A 20,422-nucleotide genomic window follows, 5' to 3' on the forward strand; every position below is an offset into this window, starting at 1 on the left:
TTTTTACAGGTTAATTAATCGCCGGGCGGCGATTATACGCACTAGTGGCAAAAAGAGCATGGTTATTTCGCTAACCATTCACCTCGAATTCATAAACGTCGCTGCGGCACAAGATATCGCTGAACTCCAGCGCCTCGCCCCGGGCGTTGCGGCTGGTTTGGATGATGTGCAACAACGGCGCGCCGCACGGTACGTTGAGCAGCTCGGCGACCTCGCCGCTGCAGGACACCGCCTTCAACAAAAAGTGTTTATCTTCAGGCACGATGCCGCGCGATTGCCATAACGCATACAGCGAATGCTCCAGCTGCGCCGGTTCAGGCAGGAAGCGCAGCGGAATATAGGTGGTTTCCAGCGAGACCGGGCTGCCGTTCAGCAAGCGTAAACGCCGCAGTTTGACCACCTCATCCCCTTCCGCGATCCCCAGCGCCGCCGCGGCCTTGGCCGGCGCGCCGACCCGCGCGCGCAGCAGCCATCGGTTGCTGACGCTGCTGCCATGACGCAGCGCCTGAGCGGTAAAACCGCTGTCCTTATCGAGGGAATAGCCGATACGCATCGCCACGCGGGTGCCAACGCCCTGCTGCCGCGAAATCAGCCCCTTCTCCTCCAGCAGTTTCATCGCCTTGCTGACGGTGACGCGCGACAGCGCCAAACCTTCCGCCATGTGCCGCTCCGGCGGCAGAAATGCCTCCGCCGCCAGCACCTGCTGCCTGATCGCGGTTTCTATCGCCGTCGCCAGCTGAATATAGCGCGGCGCCGCCGCCCCCTGCGCCAGATGTTCACGCAGCCAGGCCATAAAATCCGTCATTCGCCCGCCCTCTTGTTCCGCCCTATGCCCAAACTTCGCTTTCTCCTATCGCCGATCCGGCGATAAAGCCTCTCACCATAACTAAAATATTGCTAATGTTTTCAGAGGGACATCACAATTTTTATTCAATGGACTTTCATTGGATCTAGATCGCGCGTAATCTGTGCTTATTGATGTTGAAACATCAATGGCACCAACACCAGGGATCCACCTTTAAAACAACTAAAAATCCGCTGCCGACCAGACAGGACGCACCTGATGGTCAGGCAGCGGGCATACGCTGTCCGCATCCCGTTCGCTGAAGCGGATGGGCGACCCTTTGGGATGAATTGCCCGCTTCTCGCCGTACCCGATGGGTCACGTTGCCCAAGACGCCACTACAAATGACAAATAATAAGCAACGGTGCTAATGGATAGCTTGCTCACGGCTCATCATCCCCTCGCGCGATCCCCCTTGCGCCGGGTGAAACGGACTGATGCCTGCAAATAAAAACGTTCTCTCTCTTCCAAACTCCGCTGCAGACCCACTCTTTGTCTACACTCATTGGCGCCGTGCGGTCGGCAAGCCTCATCCGAGGCGGCGGCCGCAGCGCCAACAAAATCGCTTTTCAGTTAACTGCGGCGGCCCTCAAGGCCCTGCGCAACAGGGAACAATTGCTATGACCGATATCAATCGCAATGAAGCATGGAAGGTAGAGAGCACCGGTATCGACCGGGTGCCGGATGCGGAACAGACCGGGCGGCCCATCGAGCTGTTTTGGATCTGGTCGGCAGCCAATATCGGCATTCTCGGCGTGGTGTATGGCGCCATCATCGTCGGCTTCGGCTTATCCTTCCTGCAATCGGTGCTCGCCGCCTTGTTCGGCGTCGCCAGCTTCGTGCTGGTTGGCCTCACCAGCTTCGCCGGCAAGCGCGGGCGCACCTCTACGCTGACGCTGTCGCGAGTGATTTTCGGGCTGAAGGGCAACGTGGCGCCTACCCTGTTCAGTTGGATCAATCTGATGGGCTGGGAAGCGGTCAACGTGATCACCGGCACCCTGACGCTGGCGGCGCTGTTCGAGGCCTTCGGGCTGGGGGCCAGCCATCTGCTGACCGCGCTCAGCCTGTTGCTGTTCGCCGGGCTCACTATCGTCGTCAGCCTGCTGGGGCAGAATACCGTAGTCTGGATGCAAAGCTGGTTCAGCCGCATCTTCGGCACCATGACGCTGATCGTGGTGCTCTATATCCTGTTCAACACCGAGTGGAGCCAGGTGCTGGCGCTGCCTTCCGGCAGCTGGCTGACCGGCTTCCTGCCGGCGGTCTCGGTGATCGCCGCCGGTACCGGCATCAGTTGGGCGATCGCCGGCGCCGATTACAGCCGCTATCAAAGCCCGAATTCGTCGAGCAAAAGCATTTTCGCCGCGGTGATGGGCGGCGCCTGTTTGCCGCTGATGCTGCTGATGCTGACCGGCATTCTGCTTTCCGTGCAGCTGCCCGATCTGGCCAACGCCGCCAATCCCATCGCGCTGATAGGCTCAGTGCTGCCCGCCTGGATGGCGATCCCTTATCTGCTGGCCGCCACCGCCGGCATCGTCACCATCGCGGTGCTCAGCCTGTATTCCGCCAGCCTTAACCTGCTGACCATCGGCGTGCAGGTCAAACAGTGGTTGGCGGTATCGATCGACGCCGTGGTGGTGCTGGGTATCGCCCTGTATGTGCTGTTCATCTCCGGCGATTTTATGGGGCCGTTCATCTCCTTCCTGGTGTTCTGCGGGGTGTTCCTGGCGGCCTGGGAGGCGATTTTCCTGCTCGATTACCTGTGCCTGCGCCGCCACCACGGGTATGATGGCAACGCTTTGTACGGTCTGCATGGCCAGAACCGCGGCGTGCGCAAAGCCCCGCTGTTCTGCTGGTTCCTCGGCGCCCTGTGCGGCCTGCTGGTCACCAAAACCGGTTTTATCGACGGCCCGCTGGCTAAAGGCTTGTTTGCCGACTCCAGCCTGGGGCTGTTTGTGTCGTTTGCGGTTAGTCTGATCGCTTACGGTCTGTACCTGACCCAACGCAGAGAACATCAATGAATGAGTGGGAAGCTGTAACGCCTGTCCTGGTGATAGGGGGCGCGGTCGGCGATCTGGTGATGACGCTGCCGCGCCTGCCGACCAGCGGCGAAGATATCGAAGCCCAGCCGCAGGCGCGGCAAATCGGCGGTTGCGCGTTCAACGTGGCGCGCGCGCTGACGCGCCTTGAAGTGCCGGTGATCAACGGTATGCCGGTCGGCAACGGCGAATGGGGCGCGGCGATCGAAGCCGCCATGGGCGAACTGGGGCTGGAGGTGCTGTTGCGCCACGGCCAGATGGACAATGGCTGGTGCCTGGCGCTGGTGGAGCCGAACGGCGAACGCACCTTCATCACGGTTTCCGGTTGCGAAAGCCAATGGAATAAAGCGCAGCTGGCCACGCTGCCGCTGACGGAACACACCCTGATCTACGCCAGCGGCTACGAGCTGGCGGGCGAAAACGGCGAAGCGCTGCGCGAGTGGCTGACGCGCATGCCGTTCGACCAACCGCGTCTGATCGATCCCGGCCCGCGCATTGCCCAGCTCAGCGAAGATTTCTTCGCCATGCTCAGCGACAGCCACACCCTGCTGACGCTCAACCGCGACGAAGTGGCCGCGCTGTGCGGCGCCGGCGACGCCGTGGATGCCGCGCAGCGCTATGCCGCCGCCCGTAATCTGACGCTGATCTGCCGCCTGGATCGCGACGGCGCCTGGATCTGTGACGGCCGCACGCCGCCGCTGCACGTTCCCGCCTATCCGGTGGACGTCATCGATACCATCGGCGCGGGCGATGCCCACTGCGCCGGTTTGCTGGCGGGGCTGTCCGCTGGCTGGCCGCTGCCGCGGGCGGTCGATCTGGCCAACCGGGTCGCCGCCTGCGTGGTGGCCAGCCTCGGCGCCGCCAATCCGCCGGACCGGCATCAACTGCAACAACGCTTCCCGCAGGCCTGACGTTTCAGGGCGCCGCCATCCAGCGCCCTCAGCCTTACTGCGCCGCCGCCGCACTCTCCTGCGGCGAGTGGCGATAGTTGAAGCTCAACGCGAACACAATCCCCAGCACCAGCGTATACAGCGCAAACACCAGCCAGATGCTCTGCCAGTCTTTCACGCCGTCACGGCTGAAGAAATCCACCACTTCGCCGCTGGCGAGTGCCCCCACATAGGCGCCCAGACCGTTGACCATGGTCATGAACAGCCCCTGCGCGCTGGCGCGGATGCGGTGATCGGCCTCCTTCTCGACGAAAATGGCGCCGGAAATATTAAAGAAGTCGAACGCGCAACCGTAAACGATCATCGACAACAGCAGCAGCACGAAACCAAAACCGACCGGCGTGCCGTAGGCCAGGAACAGGAAACGCAGCGTCCAGGCCGCCATGCTGATCAGCATCACCTGCTTGATGCCGTAACGGCGCAGGAAAAAGGGAATGGTGAGGATAAAGAACACTTCAGAGATCTGCGACAGCGACAGCAGCACCGCCGGATACCGGACGCTGAGGCTGTCCTGATATAGCGGATTGAGCGACAGATCGTGCAGGAACGGGTTGCCGAAGGTGTTGGTTATCTGCAGCGCCGCGCCGAGCAACATGGCGAACAGGAGAAACAGCGCTATGCGCCGCTGGCGAAACAGCACCAGCGCATCCAGCCCCAGCACGCTCACCCAGCGCTTCGACTCGGCCGCGCGGTTGGTCGGGCAGCGCGGCAGCGTCAGCGAATAGGCGGACAGTAGCAGCGACGCCGCAGAAGCCAGATACAGCTGCAGATTACTGAGCTCGATTTGGCTGAAACCGACCAGCCACATTGCCAGAATGAATCCCACGGTGCCGTACACCCGCACCGGCGGAAAGTCCTTTACCGTGTCAAAGCCGTGCTTCTCCAGGCAAAAATAGGAAATGGCGTTGGAGAGCGCGATGGTCGGCATATAGACCATGGCGTTGAACAGCATTACCCAGAACATCAGCATCGGTTGCTCAACCTGCGCCGCACAGTACAGCGCCAGCGCCCCGAGCAGGTGGCAAAGCGCATACAGGTAGTTGGCCCTCATCCAACGGTCGGCGATGATGCCCGCCAGGCCCGGCATGATCAGCGCCGCGATCCCCTTGGCGCTGTAAACCATTCCCACCTGCATGCCGCTGAAATGCAGCGTGTTGATCATATAGGAGCCCAGCGTCACCAGCCAGGCGCCCCAGATAAAGAACTGCAGGAAAATCATCACCTTCAATCGTGTTTTTATCGCCATCGCCATCACCTTGTTATTATGCTTTCAACGATGATTGGTGCGGCGGGCCCACTGCAGCCCGCCGCCGGTTTGCTTACGGTGTCACAGCGTTTTGAACAGCTCGCGGATAAGGCGCATGAAATCGTCCGCCGCCAGCGCCGCGCAGCTGAGCGTTTGTTCGTGAGAAAGAGGCGTATCCGACAGCCCTTCGGCGTAGTTGGTCATCGCGGACACCACCAGCACCTTGAGGCCGCAGTGGCGCGCCGTCAGGACTTCCGGCACGATCGACATGCCCACGACGTCGCAGCCGAGGGTCTGCATCATGCGGATCTCCGCCGGCGTTTCGAAGTTCGGCCCGGTGTAAGCGGCGAACACCCCTTCCGCCAGCGGAATGCCCGCGCTTTCGGCCACCGCCGCCAGCTGGGCGCGCAGATCGCGATCGTAGGCGTTCGCCAGGCTGAAGAAGCGCGGCCCGAAGCGCTCGTCGTTGGCGCCGACCAGCGGCGACTCCGGCATGAAGTTGATGTGATCGGTAATGGCGACCAGGCTGCCCGGCGCCACCGAGCGGCGCAGAGAACCGGCGGCGTTGGTCGCCAGCAGAAATTCGCAGCCCAGCAGTTTGAAGGTGCGCACCGCGGTGGTCATCACCTGCATGCCGCGCCCTTCATAGAAATGACCGCGCCCTTTCATGCACAATACCGGTACGCCCTCCAGCTTGCCGGCGACCAGCTGCCCGGCATGGCCGGCGACGCCGCTCACCGGAAAGCCCGGCAGCGCCGCGTAGTCGAGGGTGACGGTTTCGGTCATCACCTCCGCCAGAGCGCCAAGCCCGGAGCCGAGAATCAAGGCCGCTTTCGGCTGGAAACCCGGCAGGCGTGCGCGCACGACATCGGCGCAGGTAAAAGCATCTTCTTGATTAAACATCGTATTCTCTCTTTCAGCGGGGGATAATAATCCCCATAGTAGAGAGCGAGGCTCAGCCGAGACCAATACATTCTTGGCGGCCGATTTATTCCATTTACCTATAAGTTGAGCTGCGTCACAAGGAGACGATATCCCGGATGAATCAGCCCCATGCCCTGCCCGATCCCGGCCGGATTAACTTCCGCCTGCTGCACTATTTCCGCGTGGTGGCGGAAGAGATGAACTTCACCCAGGCGGCGCGGCGGCTGAATATGTCACAGCCGCCGCTCAGCAAGCACATCAAGGAGCTGGAGAGCCAGCTCGGGGTGGTGCTGTTCAAACGCACCACCCGCTCCATGACGCTGACGCCGGCCGGCCGCACGCTGCTGCGTAACGTCGAGCGGCTGCTGGATCAGGCCGACAGCGCGCTGCATCAGGTGCAACAGATGGGGCGCGGCGAAGGCGGCCACATGGTGGTCGGCATGGTCGGCACCTCGGCCTGGGGCGGCCTGATCGCGGCGCTGCGGCGATTCAGCGAGCAAAGCGCCGGCGTCACCTGGTCGTTGAACGAGTTAACGCCCAGCCAGCAAATCATCGCGCTGCAAAAGCGGCATATCGACATCGGGGTCTGGCGAGAGGCGCAGCAGCAGACGCTGCCGGGGTTGACCTGCCAACGGTTGGCGTGCGAAAGCATCGCCGTGGTGCTGCCGCTTGATCATCCGCTGGCGAAGCAGGAAAACATCCCGCTGGCGGCGTTGCAGAACGACAGTTTCATCGTTCTGCCGCCACATGAGGCCAGCCTGGGGCTGTATCTGCACAATCTGTGTCTGCAGCAGGGATTTTTGCCGGACGTCGCTTATCAGGTTAACGAGCCGCAAACCCTGCTGGCGCTGGTGGCGGAAGGCTGCGGCATTACGCTGCTGCCGGACAGCTACGGCCGCATCCCGTGGCCCGGCGTGCGGTTTTGCTCGCTGCAGCAGGCGCCCCCGGCGGATCTGTATGCGGTATACCGTACCGACAGCGTCACGCCGGTGGTGCAGGCTTTTTTGGCGATGCTGCGGGCGCCCTAAGCGGCCCGCAGAGCGGGTTACATCGTCGGCTGCACCATCAGCTGGCCGGCGGTGCCGCGATCGGCCATCTCCAGCGTCTGGCTGTAATACAGGAACGGGAAGTGTTCGGAGGTGGATTGGTTGAAATACACCAGCAGCTCGACGTCGCCATCGACCCAGACGGTATCCTTCCAGCCGCGATCTTCCGCCATCGGCTGCGCGCCGTTGACGCGTTTAATCAGGAACTGCACGCCCTGAATATGGAACGACTGCGGCGTATCCGCATGAATGTTCCAGCGTTCCCAGGTGCCTTGCTGCGCCTGTACGTCGATGCGGTTCATGTCCCAAATTGCGCCGTTGATGCCGACGCCGCCGTCGCCCAGGCGGAAATCGCGGGTGCGGCTGGCGCTGCCGTCCAACAGCTGATCCGCCAGCAGGCGCATCGGCAGGTTGTCGGTCACCAGCGGCAGCAGGCCGGTCGGGCGCAGCGTCAGCACCTGGGTGGACACCAGAATGCTCGACGGCTCGAACAGGCCGCGCAGGCGATCCATGATGCCCGCCGCTTCACCGGCGGTGATGGTCACCTCGTCGCCCTTCGACATGTCGATCAGCACTTCCCGGCGCTCGCCCGGCGCCAACGACAGCTGCTGCACCGCAACCGGCGCAGGCAGGAAGCCCTGATCGCTGGCGATCACGTTGAACGGCCGCCCGTCGCTGAGCTGCAGGGTATAACGCCGCGCGTTGGAGGCGTTGAGCAAACGCAAACGCACCCAGCCGCGCGACACGTCGACATACGGGTTTTGCACGCCGTTGACCAACAGCGTATCGCCGACGAAGCCGCCCTGCGACGGCGCATCGTATTGCGGCGTGCCGAAGTTATCGAAGCGTTTGTCCTGAATGATCAGCGGGAAATCGTCGACGCCGTAGTGGTTGGGCAGCGGCAGCGCTTTGCTGACGGCATCCTCCACCAGCCACAATCCGGCCAGCCCGTTATACACATGCGGCGCCATGCGGTTTGGCGTGTTGGCGTGGTACCAGCAGGTAGCCGCCGCCTGACGAATGGGCAGCACCGGCGACCAGTCGACGTTGGGCGACATCATGCGCGGCGCGCCGCCCATCAGCGTGCCCGGCACCTGCAGACCGCTGATGGTCATCGCTACCGGTTCCTGCAGGCGGTTGCTGTAGATCAGTTTGACGTCGTCGCCGCTGTAAACCCGCACCGTCGGCCCCAGGTACATGCCGTTGATGCCCCACACCGCCGCTTTGCGGTTATCCATAAACGCCCAGTGGGCGCGCTGCAAGGTCAGGAACAGCGGCTGACCGCGGCGAGACTCCAGCAGCGGGGGAATGGGTAATGGGGTCTGCGTTCCGCTCGCCTCAGCCCTCAGCGGCACGGCGCCCGCGCACAGCGCCAGGCCCGATGCCTGTAAAAACTGACGTCGACTGAGTGACATATTTTCTCCATGAAAAGCAATAACTAAACCGTGTGCAAAACCCAAACGCCCGCCAATCAAGATTAGCAGGCGCTCAGGCGTTAACGGCGCTGAACGCCAATTAAAAAACTCTTCTTTGAAGCCGGTAGACTCTTATTTTTTGGCGGCGTTGCGCTGGGCGACTTCGGCGTCCAATTCGGCGATTTTCGCCTCCATCAGCTCGCGGCAATGGGCCGCCAGCTCGCGCACGTTTTCTTTGCCGTATTTGCTGGTATCCACCGGCGCCAACATCTCGACGATCACATGGCCGTTATTCCAGCGATTAAGATTTATATTACCGCTGGTGGTGGATACGCAGATAGGCACAATCGGCACGCCGGCGGCGATGGCCGCGTGGAACGCGCCGGTTTTAAACGGCATCAGCCCACGGCCGCGGCTGCGGGTCCCTTCCGGGAACATCCAGATCGAAATGTCTTTCTTCTTGAACTGCTCCGCCACCTGGGCGATGGTGCCGTGCGCCTTGGCGCGATTATCACGATCTATCAGCAGATTACCGGTCAGCCAATACAGCGGGCCGAAAAACGGGATCCACACCAGACTTTTTTTACCGACCGTCACGGTGCGCGGCTGCACGATATTAGAGGCCGTCACCATGTCGTAGTTATTTTGGTGGTTGGCGATATAGATGCAGTTGCCGTTGTTGGCCGCATCGGCCGGCACGCGGGTTTCAACCTTGATGCCGAACAGCGTCGACAGACGGCCGAAAAGATGGCCGAAGGTCGCCACATGGCGAGGATTACGCGGACTGAACAAGCAATAAACCGAACCGAAAATACACACCAGAATACAGAAAAGAGTGGCGAGAACGGCACGCAAAATCAATAACATAACAACCTCATTAGCACACTGCCAACGCAGTTTACTTCGCTGCGCAGATTCCTTTACTCATTATTTGCCGACCAGGCGGAAAGCACGCCTATGTCGCCTGCATTTCTCGCTATTTTCCCGCCAGGCGGCAGTACGCACAATAATTTTATGCGCAGAAATGTTAACTATTTGGAAAATAAACGCCAGCAAAAATAAATAAGGCGGCCACAGCATGCTGCGACCGCCCGTTAACGCTGGTGCCAACGCTTACTCTTCGCTGTCGCCACCCGACGCCCGCACCGGCGCATCCACTTCGACGCGATCGATGCGCTGCAGGCCGCGCGGCAGTTGGGTGCCCTTGCGGCCGCGTTCCGCACGGAACTTCTGCAGATCTTCCGGACGCAGCGTCAGCTTGCGTTTGCCGACGTGCAGCGTAACGGACGCCTGCGGCGGCAGCACGAACAGCCAGGCCAGCTTGTCTTCACCGGCGGCGGCCTGCGCCGCCGGAATGGAGACGATCTTGTTGCCCTTGCCCTTCGACAGCTGCGGCAGATCGGCGACCGGGAACATCAGCATGCGCCCGGCGGCGGTGATCGACAGCAGCATATCGTCTGCGCCGTGGATCTCCATCGGCGGCAGCGCTCTGGCGTTGTCCGGCAGCGTGATCATCACCTTGCCGGCGCGGTTGCGCGCCACCAGATCGTTAAAGGTGCAGACGAAACCGTAACCGGCGTCAGACGCCATCAGCAGCTTCTGATCGTCGGCCGCCATCAGCACCTGCTCGATGGTGGCGCCCGGCGGCGGCGTCAGCTTGCCGGTCAGCGGCTCGCCCTGCCCGCGCGCCGAAGGCAGCGTCATCGGATCGAGCGCATAGCTGCGCCCGGTAGAGTCGATAAACACCACCGGCTGATTGCTCTTGCCGCGCGCCGCGCCGCGGAAGCTGTCGCCGGCCTTGTAGCTCAACCCGGTCGGATCGATGTCATGGCCCTTGGCGCTGCGCACCCAGCCCATTTCCGACAGCACGATGGTCACCGGCTCGGACGGCACGAAGTCGTGCTCGCTCATCGCCTTGGCTTCCGCGCGCTCGGTCAGCGGCGAACGGCGATCGTCGCCGTAGGTCTGCGCATCGGCCTGGATCTCTTTCTTAATCAGCGTATTCAGCTTGCGTTCGGACGCCAGCAGCGCCTGCAGCTGATCGCGCTCTTTCGCCAGTTCGTCCTGCTCGCCGCGGATCTTGACCTCTTCCAGCTTGGCCAGGTGACGCAATTTCAGCTCGAGGATCGCTTCCGCCTGAGTATCGGAGATGCCGAAACGCTGCATCAGCACCGGCTTCGGCTCATCCTCGCTGCGGATGATGTGGATCACCTCGTCGATGTTGAGGAACGCCACCAGCAAACCTTCGAGGATATGCAGGCGCTTGAGCACCTTCTCGAGGCGGTAGTTCAGGCGGCGACGCACCGTATCGCGACGGTAGGCCAGCCATTCGGTGAGGATCTCCACCAGCCCTTTCACCTGCGGGCGGTTGTCCAGACCGATCATGTTCATGTTGATGCGGTAGCTGCGCTCCAGATCGGTGGTGGCGAACAGGTGATTCATCACCTGCTCCAGATCGATGCGGTTGGAACGTGGCACGATCACCAGACGCGTCGGGTTCTCGTGATCGGATTCGTCGCGCAGGTCTTCGACCATCGGCAGCTTCTTGGCGCGCATCTGGCTGGCTATCTGCTCCAGCACCTTGGCGCCGGAAACCTGATGCGGCAAGGCGGTGATCACCGCGCTGCCATCCTCTTTCTTCCACACGGCGCGCATGCGCACCGAGCCGCGGCCGCTCTGGTAAATTTTGCGAATTTCATCGCGCGGGGTGATGATCTCGGCTTCGGTCGGGAAGTCCGGCCCCTGTACGAACTCGAGCAGGTCATCGAGCGAGGCGCCCGGCTTGTCGAGCAGCGCCACCGCGGCGGCGGCGACTTCGCGCACGTTGTGCGGCGGAATGTCGGTCGCCATGCCGACCGCGATGCCGGTGGTGCCGTTCAGCAGGATGTTCGGCAGGCGCGCCGGCAGCATCTTCGGCTCTTGCAGCGTACCGTCAAAGTTCGGGATCCAGTCGACCGTGCCCTGTCCCAGTTCGGCCAGCAAGACCTCGGCGTATTTGGACAGGCGCGATTCGGTATAACGCATCGCCGCGAACGACTTGGGATCGTCCGGCGCCCCCCAGTTCCCCTGGCCGTCCACCAGCGGATAGCGATACGAGAACGGCTGCGCCATCAGCACCATGGCTTCATAACACGCGCTGTCGCCGTGCGGGTGATATTTACCCAGCACGTCGCCCACGGTGCGGGCGGACTTCTTGAATTTGGCGCTGTTAGTCAGCCCCAGTTCAGACATGGCGTAGATGATGCGGCGTTGTACCGGCTTCAAACCGTCGCCAATGTACGGCAACGCCCGATCCATGATGACGTACATGGAATAGTTCAGATAGGCGTTTTCAGTGAATGTGTGCAGCGGTAAACGCTCTACACCGTCATGAGTCAGATCACTCATTACTCAATTATCCTCAGACCGTGGCTTGGCAATCCCTTGGACGACAAAAGGCATCGCTTGTCGATTCTGCCCGCGATAGTAACCCATCTGCAGGGTGGCTGTCACAGTTGGCGCAAGGATCGCCGGCGGCGGCCGGTTGCGCGATGCGGTTTATGCAAAATTTCGCTGCCTGGCGGCCCATTTATTGACTGGCAGTCAATACTGTTGTGCGCTGGATCGCATTTTTACTTGCCCGCCTAACGATTACACTCGTCGCCAGCGAGCTGGTTTCCGCCTTTTCGGCGGGAAGCATGCCATATCTTAACTCTGACGGGAGCCGCGAAAGATGAGCAATATCCTGATTATCAACGCTAAAAAACAATTCGGCCATTCTAACGGCGAACTCAACCAAACCCTGAGCGACGTGGCGGAAAGCTTCCTGCGCGATCTGCAGCACGATGTGCAGGTCACCGTGGTCGACGACGGTTATGACATCGAAGCAGAGGTAAAGAAATACCTGTGGGCCGACGCGGTCATCTACCAGATGCCGGGCTGGTGGATGGGCGAACCCTGGATCCTGAAAAAATACATCGATGAAGTGTTCACCGCCGGTCACGGCAGCCTGTATGCCAGCGACGGCCGCTCTCGTTCTGACGAAAGCAAAAAATATGGCTCCGGCGGCCTGATCCAGGGCAAAAAATACCTGCTGAGCCTGACCTGGAACGCCCCGCTGGAGGCCTTCACCGATCCCGATCAGTTCTTCCACGGCGTCGGCGTCGACGGCGTTTACCTGCACTTCCACAAGGCCAACCAGTTCCTGGGAATGGAAGCGCTGTCGACCTTTATCTGCAATGACGTGATAAAACAACCGGATATCGAAGCGGACATCGCACGTTATCGCGAGCATCTGGCGAAAATTTTTGCTTAACTGACGCAGAACATACTCATCAACGAGGTAAGCATGATCACCGTAATCGCAGAAATCAAAGTGAAACCCGGCCACCGCGCCACCGTACTGCAAGCCATTGAAAAGCTGGTGCCGCTGGTGCTGGCGGAAGAGGGTTGCGGCGAATACACGCCGATGGTCGACAGCAATACCCAGGCGCCGTGGCAGAAGCGGTCGCCGGATTCGGTGTTCATGCTGGAGAAATGGGAAAGCATGGCGCATCTGGAAAAACATCTGGCCATTGAGCACATGCTCAAACACCGCGACACCCTCAAAGACAGCGTGCTGGACACCGAGATCTACATCCTGGAAAACGCCCTGTAAGCTCCGCCTTATAACGTCTGCGCGTCGATGTGCGCGCTGACGTAGTCAAGAAAACAGGTGATGCGCGCCGCCAATTGCGTATTGCGGTAATACACCGCATTAATCGGCTGGCGCACGTCCAGCGTCTCCTGCTCCAGCAACGGCACCAACTTGCCCGCTTCCCGATCGCGTCGGGTCATAAAGTCTGCCAGCTGTACGATCCCCTCGCCCCGCAGCGCCAATTGCCGCAGCGTTTCACCGCTGGACGCCGAGATCGTCGGCGTGATGGTGAAATGCGGCGCCTGGCGATAGCGCAACGGCCACTGGTTCAGCGATTCCGGCTGGGTAAAACCGAGCAGACAATGCCGGTGCAACGCCTCCACGCTCTGCGGCGTGCCGTGCTTCTGCAGATAAGCCGGGCTGGCGAGGATGCGCAACCGGCTGGCGCCCAGCGCGCGCGCATGAATGGTCGAATCGCGCAACGCGCCGATGCGAATGGCGATATCCGTGCGTTTTTCCAGCAGATCGATAATCAGATTGTCGGTGTTCAGCTCGAGCGAAATTTGCGGATAACGTTCCCTGAACCCCGCCACCAGCGGCACGATGACGTGCTCCATAAAAGGCGCAGCCGCATTGATCCGCAGTCGCCCGGCCGGCATCTGCCGGCGCACCGCCATTTGTTCTTCGGCATTTTCCACCGAGTTGATGATCGTACGCGCATGGCTCAGGAAGCTTTGCCCCTCTTCGGTCAGCTCCAGGCGACGCGTAGTGCGGCGCATCAGGGTGGTATCGAGCTTATTCTCCAGGCGGCTGAGCGCGCGGCTGATGCCGGAAGTCGTCTGGCCGAGCCGATCGGCGGCGGCGGTGATGGAACCGCTGTCGACCACCGAAGTGAACGCCAGCAATTCTTCGAGCGTGATCTTCATGCATTCCGGCCCAGGTTATCGGGCGCCGCATGAACGCCCTGCGGGAAAGCCGGCCCGGCGTTTCACCGGGCCAGGGTCAGGCTCAGACCGCCAATTCGGCCATGTCGCCCTTGTCTTGCAGCCAGTTGCGGCGATCTTCCGAACGCTTCTTGGCCAACAGCATGTCCATCACCGCCAGCGTCTGATCGACATCATCTTCCGCGACCGTCAATTGCACCAGACGGCGGGTGTTCGGATCGAGGGTGGTTTCGCGCAGCTGCAGCGGGTTCATCTCGCCCAGCCCTTTAAAGCGCTGGACGTTCGGCTTGCCTTTCTTGCGCTTCAGCTGTTCCAGCACGCCGGCTTTCTCTTCTTCATCCAGCGCGTAGAACACCTCTTTACCAAGATCGATGCGGTACAGCGGCGGCATGGCCACATAAACGTGCCCGCCTTTCACCAGCGAACGGAAGTGGCGCACGAACAGCGCGCACAGCAGCGTAGCGATGTGCAGGCCGTCGGAGTCCGCATCCGCCAGGATGCAGATTTTGCCGTAGCGCAACTGGCTGAGATCTTCGCTGTCCGGATCGATGCCGATCGCCACGGAAATGTCATGCACTTCCTGCGAGGCCAGCACTTCGTCCGAGGAGACTTCCCAGGTATTCAGGATCTTGCCCTTCAGCGGCATGATCGCCTGATATTCGCGATCGCGCGCCTGCTTGGCCGATCCGCCCGCCGAGTCCCCTTCCACCAGGAACAGTTCGGTCATGGCCAGATCCTGCGAGGTGCAGTCCGCCAGCTTGCCCGGCAGCGCCGGCCCGCTGGTCAGCTTCTTGCGCACCACTTTCTTGGCGGCACGCAGACGGCGTTGGGCGCTGGAAATTGCCAACTCGGCCAGCTGTTCCGCCGCCTGAACGTTCTGGTTCAGCCACAGGCTGAAGGCGTCTTTCACCACGCCGGAAACGAAGGCCGCGCACTGACGCGAGGAGAGACGCTCTTTGGTCTGCCCGGCGAACTGCGGATCCTGCATCTTCACCGACAGCACGTAAGCGCAGCGATCCCAGATATCCTCCGCCGACAGTTTCACCCCGCGCGGCAGGATGTTGCGGAATTCGCAAAACTCGCGCATCGCGTCCAGCAGCCCCTGACGCAGACCGTTGACGTGGGTGCCGCCCTGCATGGTCGGGATCAGGTTGACGTAGCTTTCGGTCAGCAGCTCGCCGCCTTCCGGCAGCCACAGCAGCGCCCAGTCCACCGCTTCGGTATCACCGGCGAAATTGCCGACGAACGGCGCTTCCGGCAGGGTGATCAGGCCGTTAACCGCTTCCATCAGGTAGTCGGTCAGGCCGTCCTGGTAGCACCAGCGCTGCTCGGTGTTGTTCACCTTGTCGATGAAATAGATCTCAACGCCGGGGCACAGCACCGCTTTGGCTTTCAGCAGGTGAGTGAGGCGCGATACCGAGAAACGCGGGCTGTCGAAGAACTGTTCGTCCGGCCAGAAGTGCACGCTGGTGCCGGTGTTGCGTTTGCCGCAGGTGCCGGTCACCGTCAGATCTTGCACTTTGTCGCCGTTTTCGAAGGCGATGCCGTAGACGTTGCCGTCGCGGCGCACGTTGACTTCCACCCGCTTCGACAGGGCGTTGACCACCGAGATCCCAACGCCGTGCAGGCCGCCGGAGAACTGGTAGTTTTTATTCGAGAATTTACCGCCGGCGTGCAGTCGGCACAGGATCAACTCAACCGCCGGCACGCCCTCTTCCGGGTGGATGTCCACCGGCATGCCGCGGCCGTCGTCGATCACTTCCAGCGACTGATCGGCGTGCAGGATCACGTCGATACGCTTGGCGTGTCCGGCCAACGCTTCGTCGACGCTGTTATCGATTACCTCTTGGCCGAGGTGGTTTGGGCGCGTCGTGTCGGTATACATGCCGGGACGACGGCGCACTGGTTCTAGACCGCTGAGTACTTCAATGGCATCAGCGTTATAGCTGGATTGAGTCATCGTTGATTATTTTTTCGTGGTTAAAGGGAGGTGCCGGAACGGTCCGTCAGACCGCGTTTAGCCCTAAAAAATCCACAATCTGGGGGAAGTAGTGCTCGAAACCGACGAAGGCGTGGTTTCCACCCGACTCCACCGTTTGCCGACACGCGGTGTAATACGCCACTGCCTGGCCGTAATCGAGAATTTCATCGCCCGTTTGCTGCAGCAGCCAGATTAAATCCGGCGACTCCAAAGGATCGATCTGCATCACTTTCAGATCGTAAACGTGACGAGACTCTAACACATATTGCTGGCCGGTGTAGGGGTTCTCGTTGGCGCCGAGATAGTCGACCAGCAGCTCAAACGGCTTGACCGCCGGGTTGACCACCACCGCCGGCAGCGAAAAACACTGCGACAGCCAGGTGGCGTAATAGCCGCCCAGCGAGGACCCCACCAATCCGAGCGTTTGTCCGGCGCGTTCCAGCACCAGATTTTCCAGCATTTCGGCGGCCTCCGCCGGAAAGGCCGGCAGCTGCGGCACCAGCATCTCGATAGCGGGATGGTGTTCGGCCAGCCAGGCCTTGAAGGCCACCGCCTTGGCCGACTGCGGCGAGCTGTTGAAACCGTGCAGGTAGAGCAGTGTCGAAGGCATCAGTATCCATCCGAGTCCATATCGGGGCGGAAATCGTCGTTTTCCAGGCGGAACACCTGCGTCTCGACGCGGCCGTCCGGCAGCAGATCGAGGTAACGCCAGCCGGGGGAGACGTCGTCGATGGTAAAGTTAGTGCAGTGCGGCTTGAATTGCACGCAGGTGGACGGCGTCGCCAACAGACGCCGGCCCTGCCATTCCAGATCCAGATCCTGGTGAATATGACCGCACACCACGGTATTCACCTTCGGGTAGCGCAACAGGATCGCGCCCAGCATATGCGGGTTGCGCAGGCTGTGCTGATCGAGCCAGGTGCAGCCGGAAGGCAGCGGATGGTGGTGCAGCAGCAACAGCGTGTAACGCTCGGGGTGCGCCTGCAGGCAGCGCTCCATCCACTCGAGCTGGTATTCGCTCAGCTCGCCGTGCGGTACGCCGAACACCTGGCTGTCCAACATCAGCACCTGCCAGTTATCGCCCAGCAGCACCTGCTTGGAAGGGGCGATGCCGGCGGCGGCCAACGCGTCGACCATCGCCGGTTGGAAATCGTGGTTGCCCGGCAGCCACACGCACGGGGCCGGCAGTTGCGCGATGCCGGCGGCGAAGTGGCGGTACGCCTCCTGCGAATGATCCTGCGCCAAATCTCCCGTGGCGACGATCAAATCGACATCGCAGCGCTGCGCCTGAATGGCGTCCAGCACCGCGTGATAGCTGCGATAGGTATTGATGCCGAGCAACGTCTCGTGTTCGCCGGCAAAAAGGTGGGTATCTGTTATTTGTAGAATCCTGACCGCGGCCCCACTCGCCACGGGCAGTTTAAACAGGCTTTCCAAATGGTGTCCTTTGTTATTTCAGTCTGTCTAACAAACCGGAACCGCCATCGCTCCATGCGCCAAACAGTAGCGCAGCCAATCAGCAAGAAACTGGTTAATTTGATGCTTTTCGTCGCGTTGATGCAACTTTTTATTAGGATAATCATAACGCGCTTTAAAGCGGTAGATCTGCTGACTGGAACACACTTCCGCAACCATGGCGTCATGGTATAACCGCACCGACATCGCGGGCAGGCTCCAGTAGCTGACCGCCGGAAAGATCTGCTCGATCTCCACCAGCGACGTGTAACGCGTGGACTCAACGATGGTCAAACGATAGCCGGCGCCGTTCACCTGATAAGTCACCGTTTCGCCCGCTTCGTCGTTGCGCGGCAGCAAGCGGCGCAATTGCGCGAAGTTGGTTTCGCACAATCTCATCATTTCGGGGAAATCAGGGGTATAGCGCTGTTTCATTAGTTGGCCCACTCTTTTCTCAACGATTCATGGTGCAACGCCAGCCATTGCAATGCAATCACTGATGCGGCGTTATCGATCGCGCCCTCTTCCACCCAGCGGTAAGCCTGCTCACGGCTGACCACATGGACGCGAATATCTTCATGCTCTTCCGCCAGGCCGTGGATGCCTTCGGCGGTGCCGGCGTCCACCTCGCCGACCATGATCGACAAGCGTTCGCTGGTGCCGCCGGGGCTGGCCAGATAGCTCAGCACCGGCTTGCAGCGCCCGACCACCACGCCGGCTTCTTCCTGCGCTTCGCGGCGGCACACGTCTTCGACGCTTTCGCCGGTTTCGATCATACCCGCCACCATTTCCAGCAGCCAGGGCGAATTACTGGTATCGACCGCGGCGATGCGCAGTTGTTCAATCAGCACCACTTCATCGCGCACCGGGTCGTAGGGCAGCAGCACCGCCGCATGGCCGCGCTCGAAAATTTCACGCGTGATTTCAGGACTCATTTCGCCATTGAACAAGCGATGGCGAAACCGGTATAAATTGAGTGAAAAAAAACCACGGTACAGCGTCTCGCGTGCAATAATTTCTACATCTTTTTTATCGAAGGTGACGGGTGACGGCTGCGAACGGTTCATGCGCGAATTCTCCTGCGTGAGTATGCCGATAAAATAAACGGTTTTGATGACAGAAACAGCGGGTCTCACCGCCGCCGCTTTATGTTAGGCTGTTTTTCGCCGCCGGACGCGGCGCGTTTGTGCGCTCGCGGGTAATAGCGGGAAACAATCCTGATTGTCAGCCATAATATCAGCTGCAGTCGGCCCGGGCAGTACGCCAAGGTAAATGGGCGGTCTGAAAGGTAAAAGTTACGTGAGATGGCACATTCAGCCACCTGATGCGTACCGCAGACTCTGCTAGAATCGGCAACTATTTCGTCTATCGTCAGCGCTAACATAGCAATATTGCTGCACAACAAGGAATGCAAATGAAGAAACTGCTCCCCCTTCTTATCGGACTGAGCCTGGGCGGCTTCAGTGCAATGAGCCAGGCAGAGAACCTGCTGCAGGTCTACAAACAGGCCAGGGAAAGTAACCCGGATCTGCGCAAAAGTGCTGCTGACCGCGACGCCGCATTCGAAAAGATCAATGAAGCGCGCAGCCCGCTGCTGCCGCAGCTCGGTTTAACCGCAGGTTACGATTACACCAACGGTTATCGTGACAGCAATGGCGTTAACAGCAACGTCACCAGCGGTTCGCTGGCATTGACGCAGACCCTCTTCGACATGTCGAAATGGCGCCAGCTGACGCTGCAGGAAAAGAGCGCCGGCATCTCCGACGTCACCTTCCAGACCGCAGAGCAGTCGCTGATTCTCAACACCGCCACCGCCTACTTTAACGTGCTGAAGGCGATCGACACGCTGTCGTACACCCAGGCGCAGAAAGACGCGGTGTACCGCACGCTGGATCAAACCACTCAGCGCTTCAACGTGGGCCTGGTGGCGATCACCGACGTGCAGAACGCCCGCTCGAACTATGACACCGTGCTGGCGGCGGAAGTCTCCGCCCGCAACGATCTGGACAACGCGCTGGAAACGCTGCGTCAGGTCACCGGCAGCTTCTACCCTGAGCTGGCCTCGCTGAACACCGATCGCTTCAGCACCCAGCGCCCGGAAGCGGTGAACAACCTGCTGAAAGAAGCGGAAGCGCGCAACCTGAGCCTGCTGTCCGCCCGCCTGAGCCAGGATCTGGCGCGCGAACAGATCCGCGCAGCCCAAACCGGCTATATGCCGACGATTGACGTCAGCGCGTCAACCGGCATCAGCAATACCAAATACAACGGCTCAAACACCGGCGGCGCAAATGCCGCACGCTACAGCGACTCCGATGCGGGCCAAAATAAAGTGGGCATCAGCTTCAACCTGCCGCTGTACAGCGGCGGCGCGACCAACTCGCAGGTTAAACAAGCGCAGTACGGCTTCGTCGGCGCCAGCGAGCAGCTGGAAAGCGCTCACCGCAGCGTGGTGCAGACCGTGCGTTCATCGTTCAACAACGTTAACGCTTCGATCAGCAGCATCAACGCCTACAAACAGGCGGTGATCTCCGCACAGAGCTCCCTGGACGCGATGGAAGCCGGTTATCAGGTCGGTACCCGCACCATCGTCGATGTGCTGGACGCCACCACCACGCTGTATAACGCCAAACGTCAGCTGTCCGACGCGCGTTATACCTATTTGATCAACCAGCTGAACATCAAGTCGGCGCTCGGCACGCTGAACCAGAACGATCTGCTGCTGCTGAACGGCGCGTTGGGCAAGCCGGTATCGACCGCGCCTGACGCCGTCGCACCGCAAAACCGCGCGCAGGACGCCTATGCGGACGGTTATCAGGACAATGCGCCGATGCAACAGACTGCGGCGCCGGCACCGGCGGCCACTCGCGCATCCGCGCCGGCCGTTACCACCAGCCAACCGGCTCGCCACAGCGGCAACCCATTCCGCAACTGATGTCCGCACGCTGACAAACACGGGGTCCGGCCTG

General features: G+C 60.7%; 18 protein-coding genes. 6 read left to right on the forward strand and 12 right to left on the reverse strand.

Annotated elements, in window-relative coordinates:
• Nucleotides 1–70: 70 nt before the first annotated feature.
• Complete coding sequence (locus tag ACJ8J1_RS17250) at nt 71–805, reverse strand: GntR family transcriptional regulator (RefSeq protein WP_033644622.1); 735 nt, start codon at nt 803–805, stop codon at nt 71–73.
• A gap of 659 nt (nt 806–1,464) precedes the next feature.
• Between ACJ8J1_RS17250 and ACJ8J1_RS17255 the strand changes: the two genes are divergently transcribed.
• Both ACJ8J1_RS17255 and ACJ8J1_RS17260 read left to right on the forward strand, forming a co-directional pair.
• A complete protein-coding gene (locus ACJ8J1_RS17255; RefSeq protein WP_033644620.1) occupies nt 1,465–2,862 on the forward strand; it encodes a purine-cytosine permease family protein in 1,398 nt (465 codons plus the stop codon).
• Entirely contained in the window at nt 2,859–3,791 is a 933-nt protein-coding gene (locus tag ACJ8J1_RS17260) for a PfkB family carbohydrate kinase (protein WP_033644619.1), read from the forward strand. The genes ACJ8J1_RS17255 and ACJ8J1_RS17260 overlap by 4 nt, the downstream gene beginning before the upstream one ends.
• A gap of 34 nt (nt 3,792–3,825) precedes the next feature.
• Here ACJ8J1_RS17260 and ACJ8J1_RS17265 read toward each other — a convergent pair whose 3' ends face one another.
• Together ACJ8J1_RS17265 and xapA are read right to left on the reverse strand one after the other, a co-directional pair.
• Nucleotides 3,826–5,076: a nucleoside permease gene (locus ACJ8J1_RS17265; protein ID WP_033644917.1), complete on the reverse strand. Its 1,251-nt coding sequence runs from the start codon at nt 5,074–5,076 to the stop codon at nt 3,826–3,828.
• An 81-nt stretch (nt 5,077–5,157) separates the two neighbouring features.
• Complete coding sequence (xapA, locus tag ACJ8J1_RS17270; RefSeq protein ID WP_033644617.1) at nt 5,158–5,979, reverse strand: xanthosine phosphorylase; 822 nt, start codon at nt 5,977–5,979, stop codon at nt 5,158–5,160.
• A gap of 137 nt (nt 5,980–6,116) precedes the next feature.
• Between xapA and ACJ8J1_RS17275 the strand changes: the two genes are divergently transcribed.
• On the forward strand, nt 6,117–7,028 hold the full coding sequence (locus ACJ8J1_RS17275; protein ID WP_033644616.1) for a LysR family transcriptional regulator: 912 nt from the start codon (nt 6,117–6,119) through the stop codon (nt 7,026–7,028).
• A gap of 17 nt (nt 7,029–7,045) precedes the next feature.
• On the opposite strand, the gene ftsP is transcribed toward ACJ8J1_RS17275, so the two are convergent.
• The 3 genes from ftsP to parC form a co-directional block, all read right to left on the reverse strand.
• A complete protein-coding gene (gene ftsP, locus ACJ8J1_RS17280; RefSeq protein ID WP_033644615.1) occupies nt 7,046–8,461 on the reverse strand; it encodes a cell division protein FtsP in 1,416 nt (471 codons plus the stop codon).
• A gap of 132 nt (nt 8,462–8,593) precedes the next feature.
• On the reverse strand, nt 8,594–9,328 hold the full coding sequence (locus tag ACJ8J1_RS17285; RefSeq protein WP_004937266.1) for a 1-acylglycerol-3-phosphate O-acyltransferase: 735 nt from the start codon (nt 9,326–9,328) through the stop codon (nt 8,594–8,596).
• A gap of 246 nt (nt 9,329–9,574) precedes the next feature.
• Nucleotides 9,575–11,848, reverse strand: a complete 2,274-nt coding sequence (gene parC / locus ACJ8J1_RS17290; protein ID WP_004937261.1) for a DNA topoisomerase IV subunit A — start codon at nt 11,846–11,848, stop codon at nt 9,575–9,577.
• A gap of 325 nt (nt 11,849–12,173) precedes the next feature.
• Between parC and ACJ8J1_RS17295 the strand changes: the two genes are divergently transcribed.
• Both ACJ8J1_RS17295 and ACJ8J1_RS17300 read left to right on the forward strand, forming a co-directional pair.
• A complete protein-coding gene (locus ACJ8J1_RS17295; protein WP_033644614.1) occupies nt 12,174–12,755 on the forward strand; it encodes an NAD(P)H-dependent oxidoreductase in 582 nt (193 codons plus the stop codon).
• A gap of 33 nt (nt 12,756–12,788) precedes the next feature.
• The gene (locus tag ACJ8J1_RS17300) at nt 12,789–13,097 is read left to right on the forward strand and encodes a putative quinol monooxygenase (protein ID WP_033644613.1); all 309 of its coding nucleotides are present in this window, start codon (nt 12,789–12,791) and stop codon (nt 13,095–13,097) included.
• An 8-nt stretch (nt 13,098–13,105) separates the two neighbouring features.
• Here the strand turns inward: ACJ8J1_RS17300 and ACJ8J1_RS17305 are convergent, their stop codons facing one another.
• The 6 genes from ACJ8J1_RS17305 to nudF all read right to left on the reverse strand — a co-directional run bounded on the left by ACJ8J1_RS17305 (nt 13,106) and on the right by nudF (nt 18,523).
• Complete coding sequence (locus ACJ8J1_RS17305) at nt 13,106–14,002, reverse strand: LysR substrate-binding domain-containing protein (protein ID WP_033644612.1); 897 nt, start codon at nt 14,000–14,002, stop codon at nt 13,106–13,108.
• Nucleotides 14,003–14,084: 82 nt separating this feature from the next.
• Nucleotides 14,085–15,980: a DNA topoisomerase IV subunit B gene (gene parE, locus ACJ8J1_RS17310; protein WP_025304305.1), complete on the reverse strand. Its 1,896-nt coding sequence runs from the start codon at nt 15,978–15,980 to the stop codon at nt 14,085–14,087.
• Between the two features lie 46 nt (nt 15,981–16,026).
• Entirely contained in the window at nt 16,027–16,611 is a 585-nt protein-coding gene (yqiA, locus tag ACJ8J1_RS17315) for an esterase YqiA (protein ID WP_004937252.1), read from the reverse strand.
• Nucleotides 16,611–17,438, reverse strand: coding sequence for a 3',5'-cyclic-AMP phosphodiesterase (cpdA, locus tag ACJ8J1_RS17320; protein ID WP_033644611.1), 828 nt, complete (start codon nt 17,436–17,438; stop codon nt 16,611–16,613). Before cpdA ends, yqiA begins: the two co-directional genes overlap by 1 nt.
• A gap of 27 nt (nt 17,439–17,465) precedes the next feature.
• Entirely contained in the window at nt 17,466–17,891 is a 426-nt protein-coding gene (locus ACJ8J1_RS17325) for a DUF1249 family protein (RefSeq protein WP_033644610.1), read from the reverse strand.
• Nucleotides 17,891–18,523 carry an ADP-ribose diphosphatase gene (nudF, locus tag ACJ8J1_RS17330; protein WP_004937242.1) on the reverse strand — a complete coding sequence of 211 codons (633 nt, stop codon included), beginning with the start codon at nt 18,521–18,523 and terminating at the stop codon, nt 17,891–17,893. The genes ACJ8J1_RS17325 and nudF overlap by 1 nt, the downstream gene beginning before the upstream one ends.
• Before the next feature lie 347 nt (nt 18,524–18,870).
• Between nudF and hasF the strand changes: the two genes are divergently transcribed.
• The gene (gene hasF, locus ACJ8J1_RS17335) at nt 18,871–20,388 is read left to right on the forward strand and encodes a multidrug efflux transporter outer membrane subunit HasF (RefSeq protein ID WP_033644608.1); all 1,518 of its coding nucleotides are present in this window, start codon (nt 18,871–18,873) and stop codon (nt 20,386–20,388) included.
• Nucleotides 20,389–20,422: the final 34 nt, after the last annotated feature.

This window comes from Serratia sp. CY37869 (genome assembly GCF_052168895.1).
Taxonomy (GTDB): Bacteria; Pseudomonadota; Gammaproteobacteria; order Enterobacterales; family Enterobacteriaceae; genus Serratia; species Serratia ureilytica.

Coding starts and splice junctions, on each gene's coding strand:
- ACJ8J1_RS17250 (WP_033644622.1), bottom strand. CDS start 805: ATGACGGATTTTATGGCCTGGCTGCGTGAACATCTGGCGCAGGGGGCG.
- ACJ8J1_RS17255 (WP_033644620.1), top strand. CDS start 1,465: ATGACCGATATCAATCGCAATGAAGCATGGAAGGTAGAGAGCACCGGT.
- ACJ8J1_RS17260 (WP_033644619.1), top strand. CDS start 2,859: ATGAATGAGTGGGAAGCTGTAACGCCTGTCCTGGTGATAGGGGGCGCG.
- ACJ8J1_RS17265 (WP_033644917.1), bottom strand. CDS start 5,076: ATGGCGATAAAAACACGATTGAAGGTGATGATTTTCCTGCAGTTCTTT.
- xapA (WP_033644617.1), bottom strand. CDS start 5,979: ATGTTTAATCAAGAAGATGCTTTTACCTGCGCCGATGTCGTGCGCGCA.
- ACJ8J1_RS17275 (WP_033644616.1), top strand. CDS start 6,117: ATGAATCAGCCCCATGCCCTGCCCGATCCCGGCCGGATTAACTTCCGC.
- ftsP (WP_033644615.1), bottom strand. CDS start 8,461: ATGTCACTCAGTCGACGTCAGTTTTTACAGGCATCGGGCCTGGCGCTG.
- ACJ8J1_RS17285 (WP_004937266.1), bottom strand. CDS start 9,328: ATGTTATTGATTTTGCGTGCCGTTCTCGCCACTCTTTTCTGTATTCTG.
- parC (WP_004937261.1), bottom strand. CDS start 11,848: ATGAGTGATCTGACTCATGACGGTGTAGAGCGTTTACCGCTGCACACA.
- ACJ8J1_RS17295 (WP_033644614.1), top strand. CDS start 12,174: ATGAGCAATATCCTGATTATCAACGCTAAAAAACAATTCGGCCATTCT.
- ACJ8J1_RS17300 (WP_033644613.1), top strand. CDS start 12,789: ATGATCACCGTAATCGCAGAAATCAAAGTGAAACCCGGCCACCGCGCC.
- ACJ8J1_RS17305 (WP_033644612.1), bottom strand. CDS start 14,002: ATGAAGATCACGCTCGAAGAATTGCTGGCGTTCACTTCGGTGGTCGAC.
- parE (WP_025304305.1), bottom strand. CDS start 15,980: ATGACTCAATCCAGCTATAACGCTGATGCCATTGAAGTACTCAGCGGT.
- yqiA (WP_004937252.1), bottom strand. CDS start 16,611: ATGCCTTCGACACTGCTCTACCTGCACGGTTTCAACAGCTCGCCGCAG.
- ACJ8J1_RS17325 (WP_033644610.1), bottom strand. CDS start 17,891: ATGAAACAGCGCTATACCCCTGATTTCCCCGAAATGATGAGATTGTGC.
- nudF (WP_004937242.1), bottom strand. CDS start 18,523: ATGAACCGTTCGCAGCCGTCACCCGTCACCTTCGATAAAAAAGATGTA.
- hasF (WP_033644608.1), top strand. CDS start 18,871: ATGAAGAAACTGCTCCCCCTTCTTATCGGACTGAGCCTGGGCGGCTTC.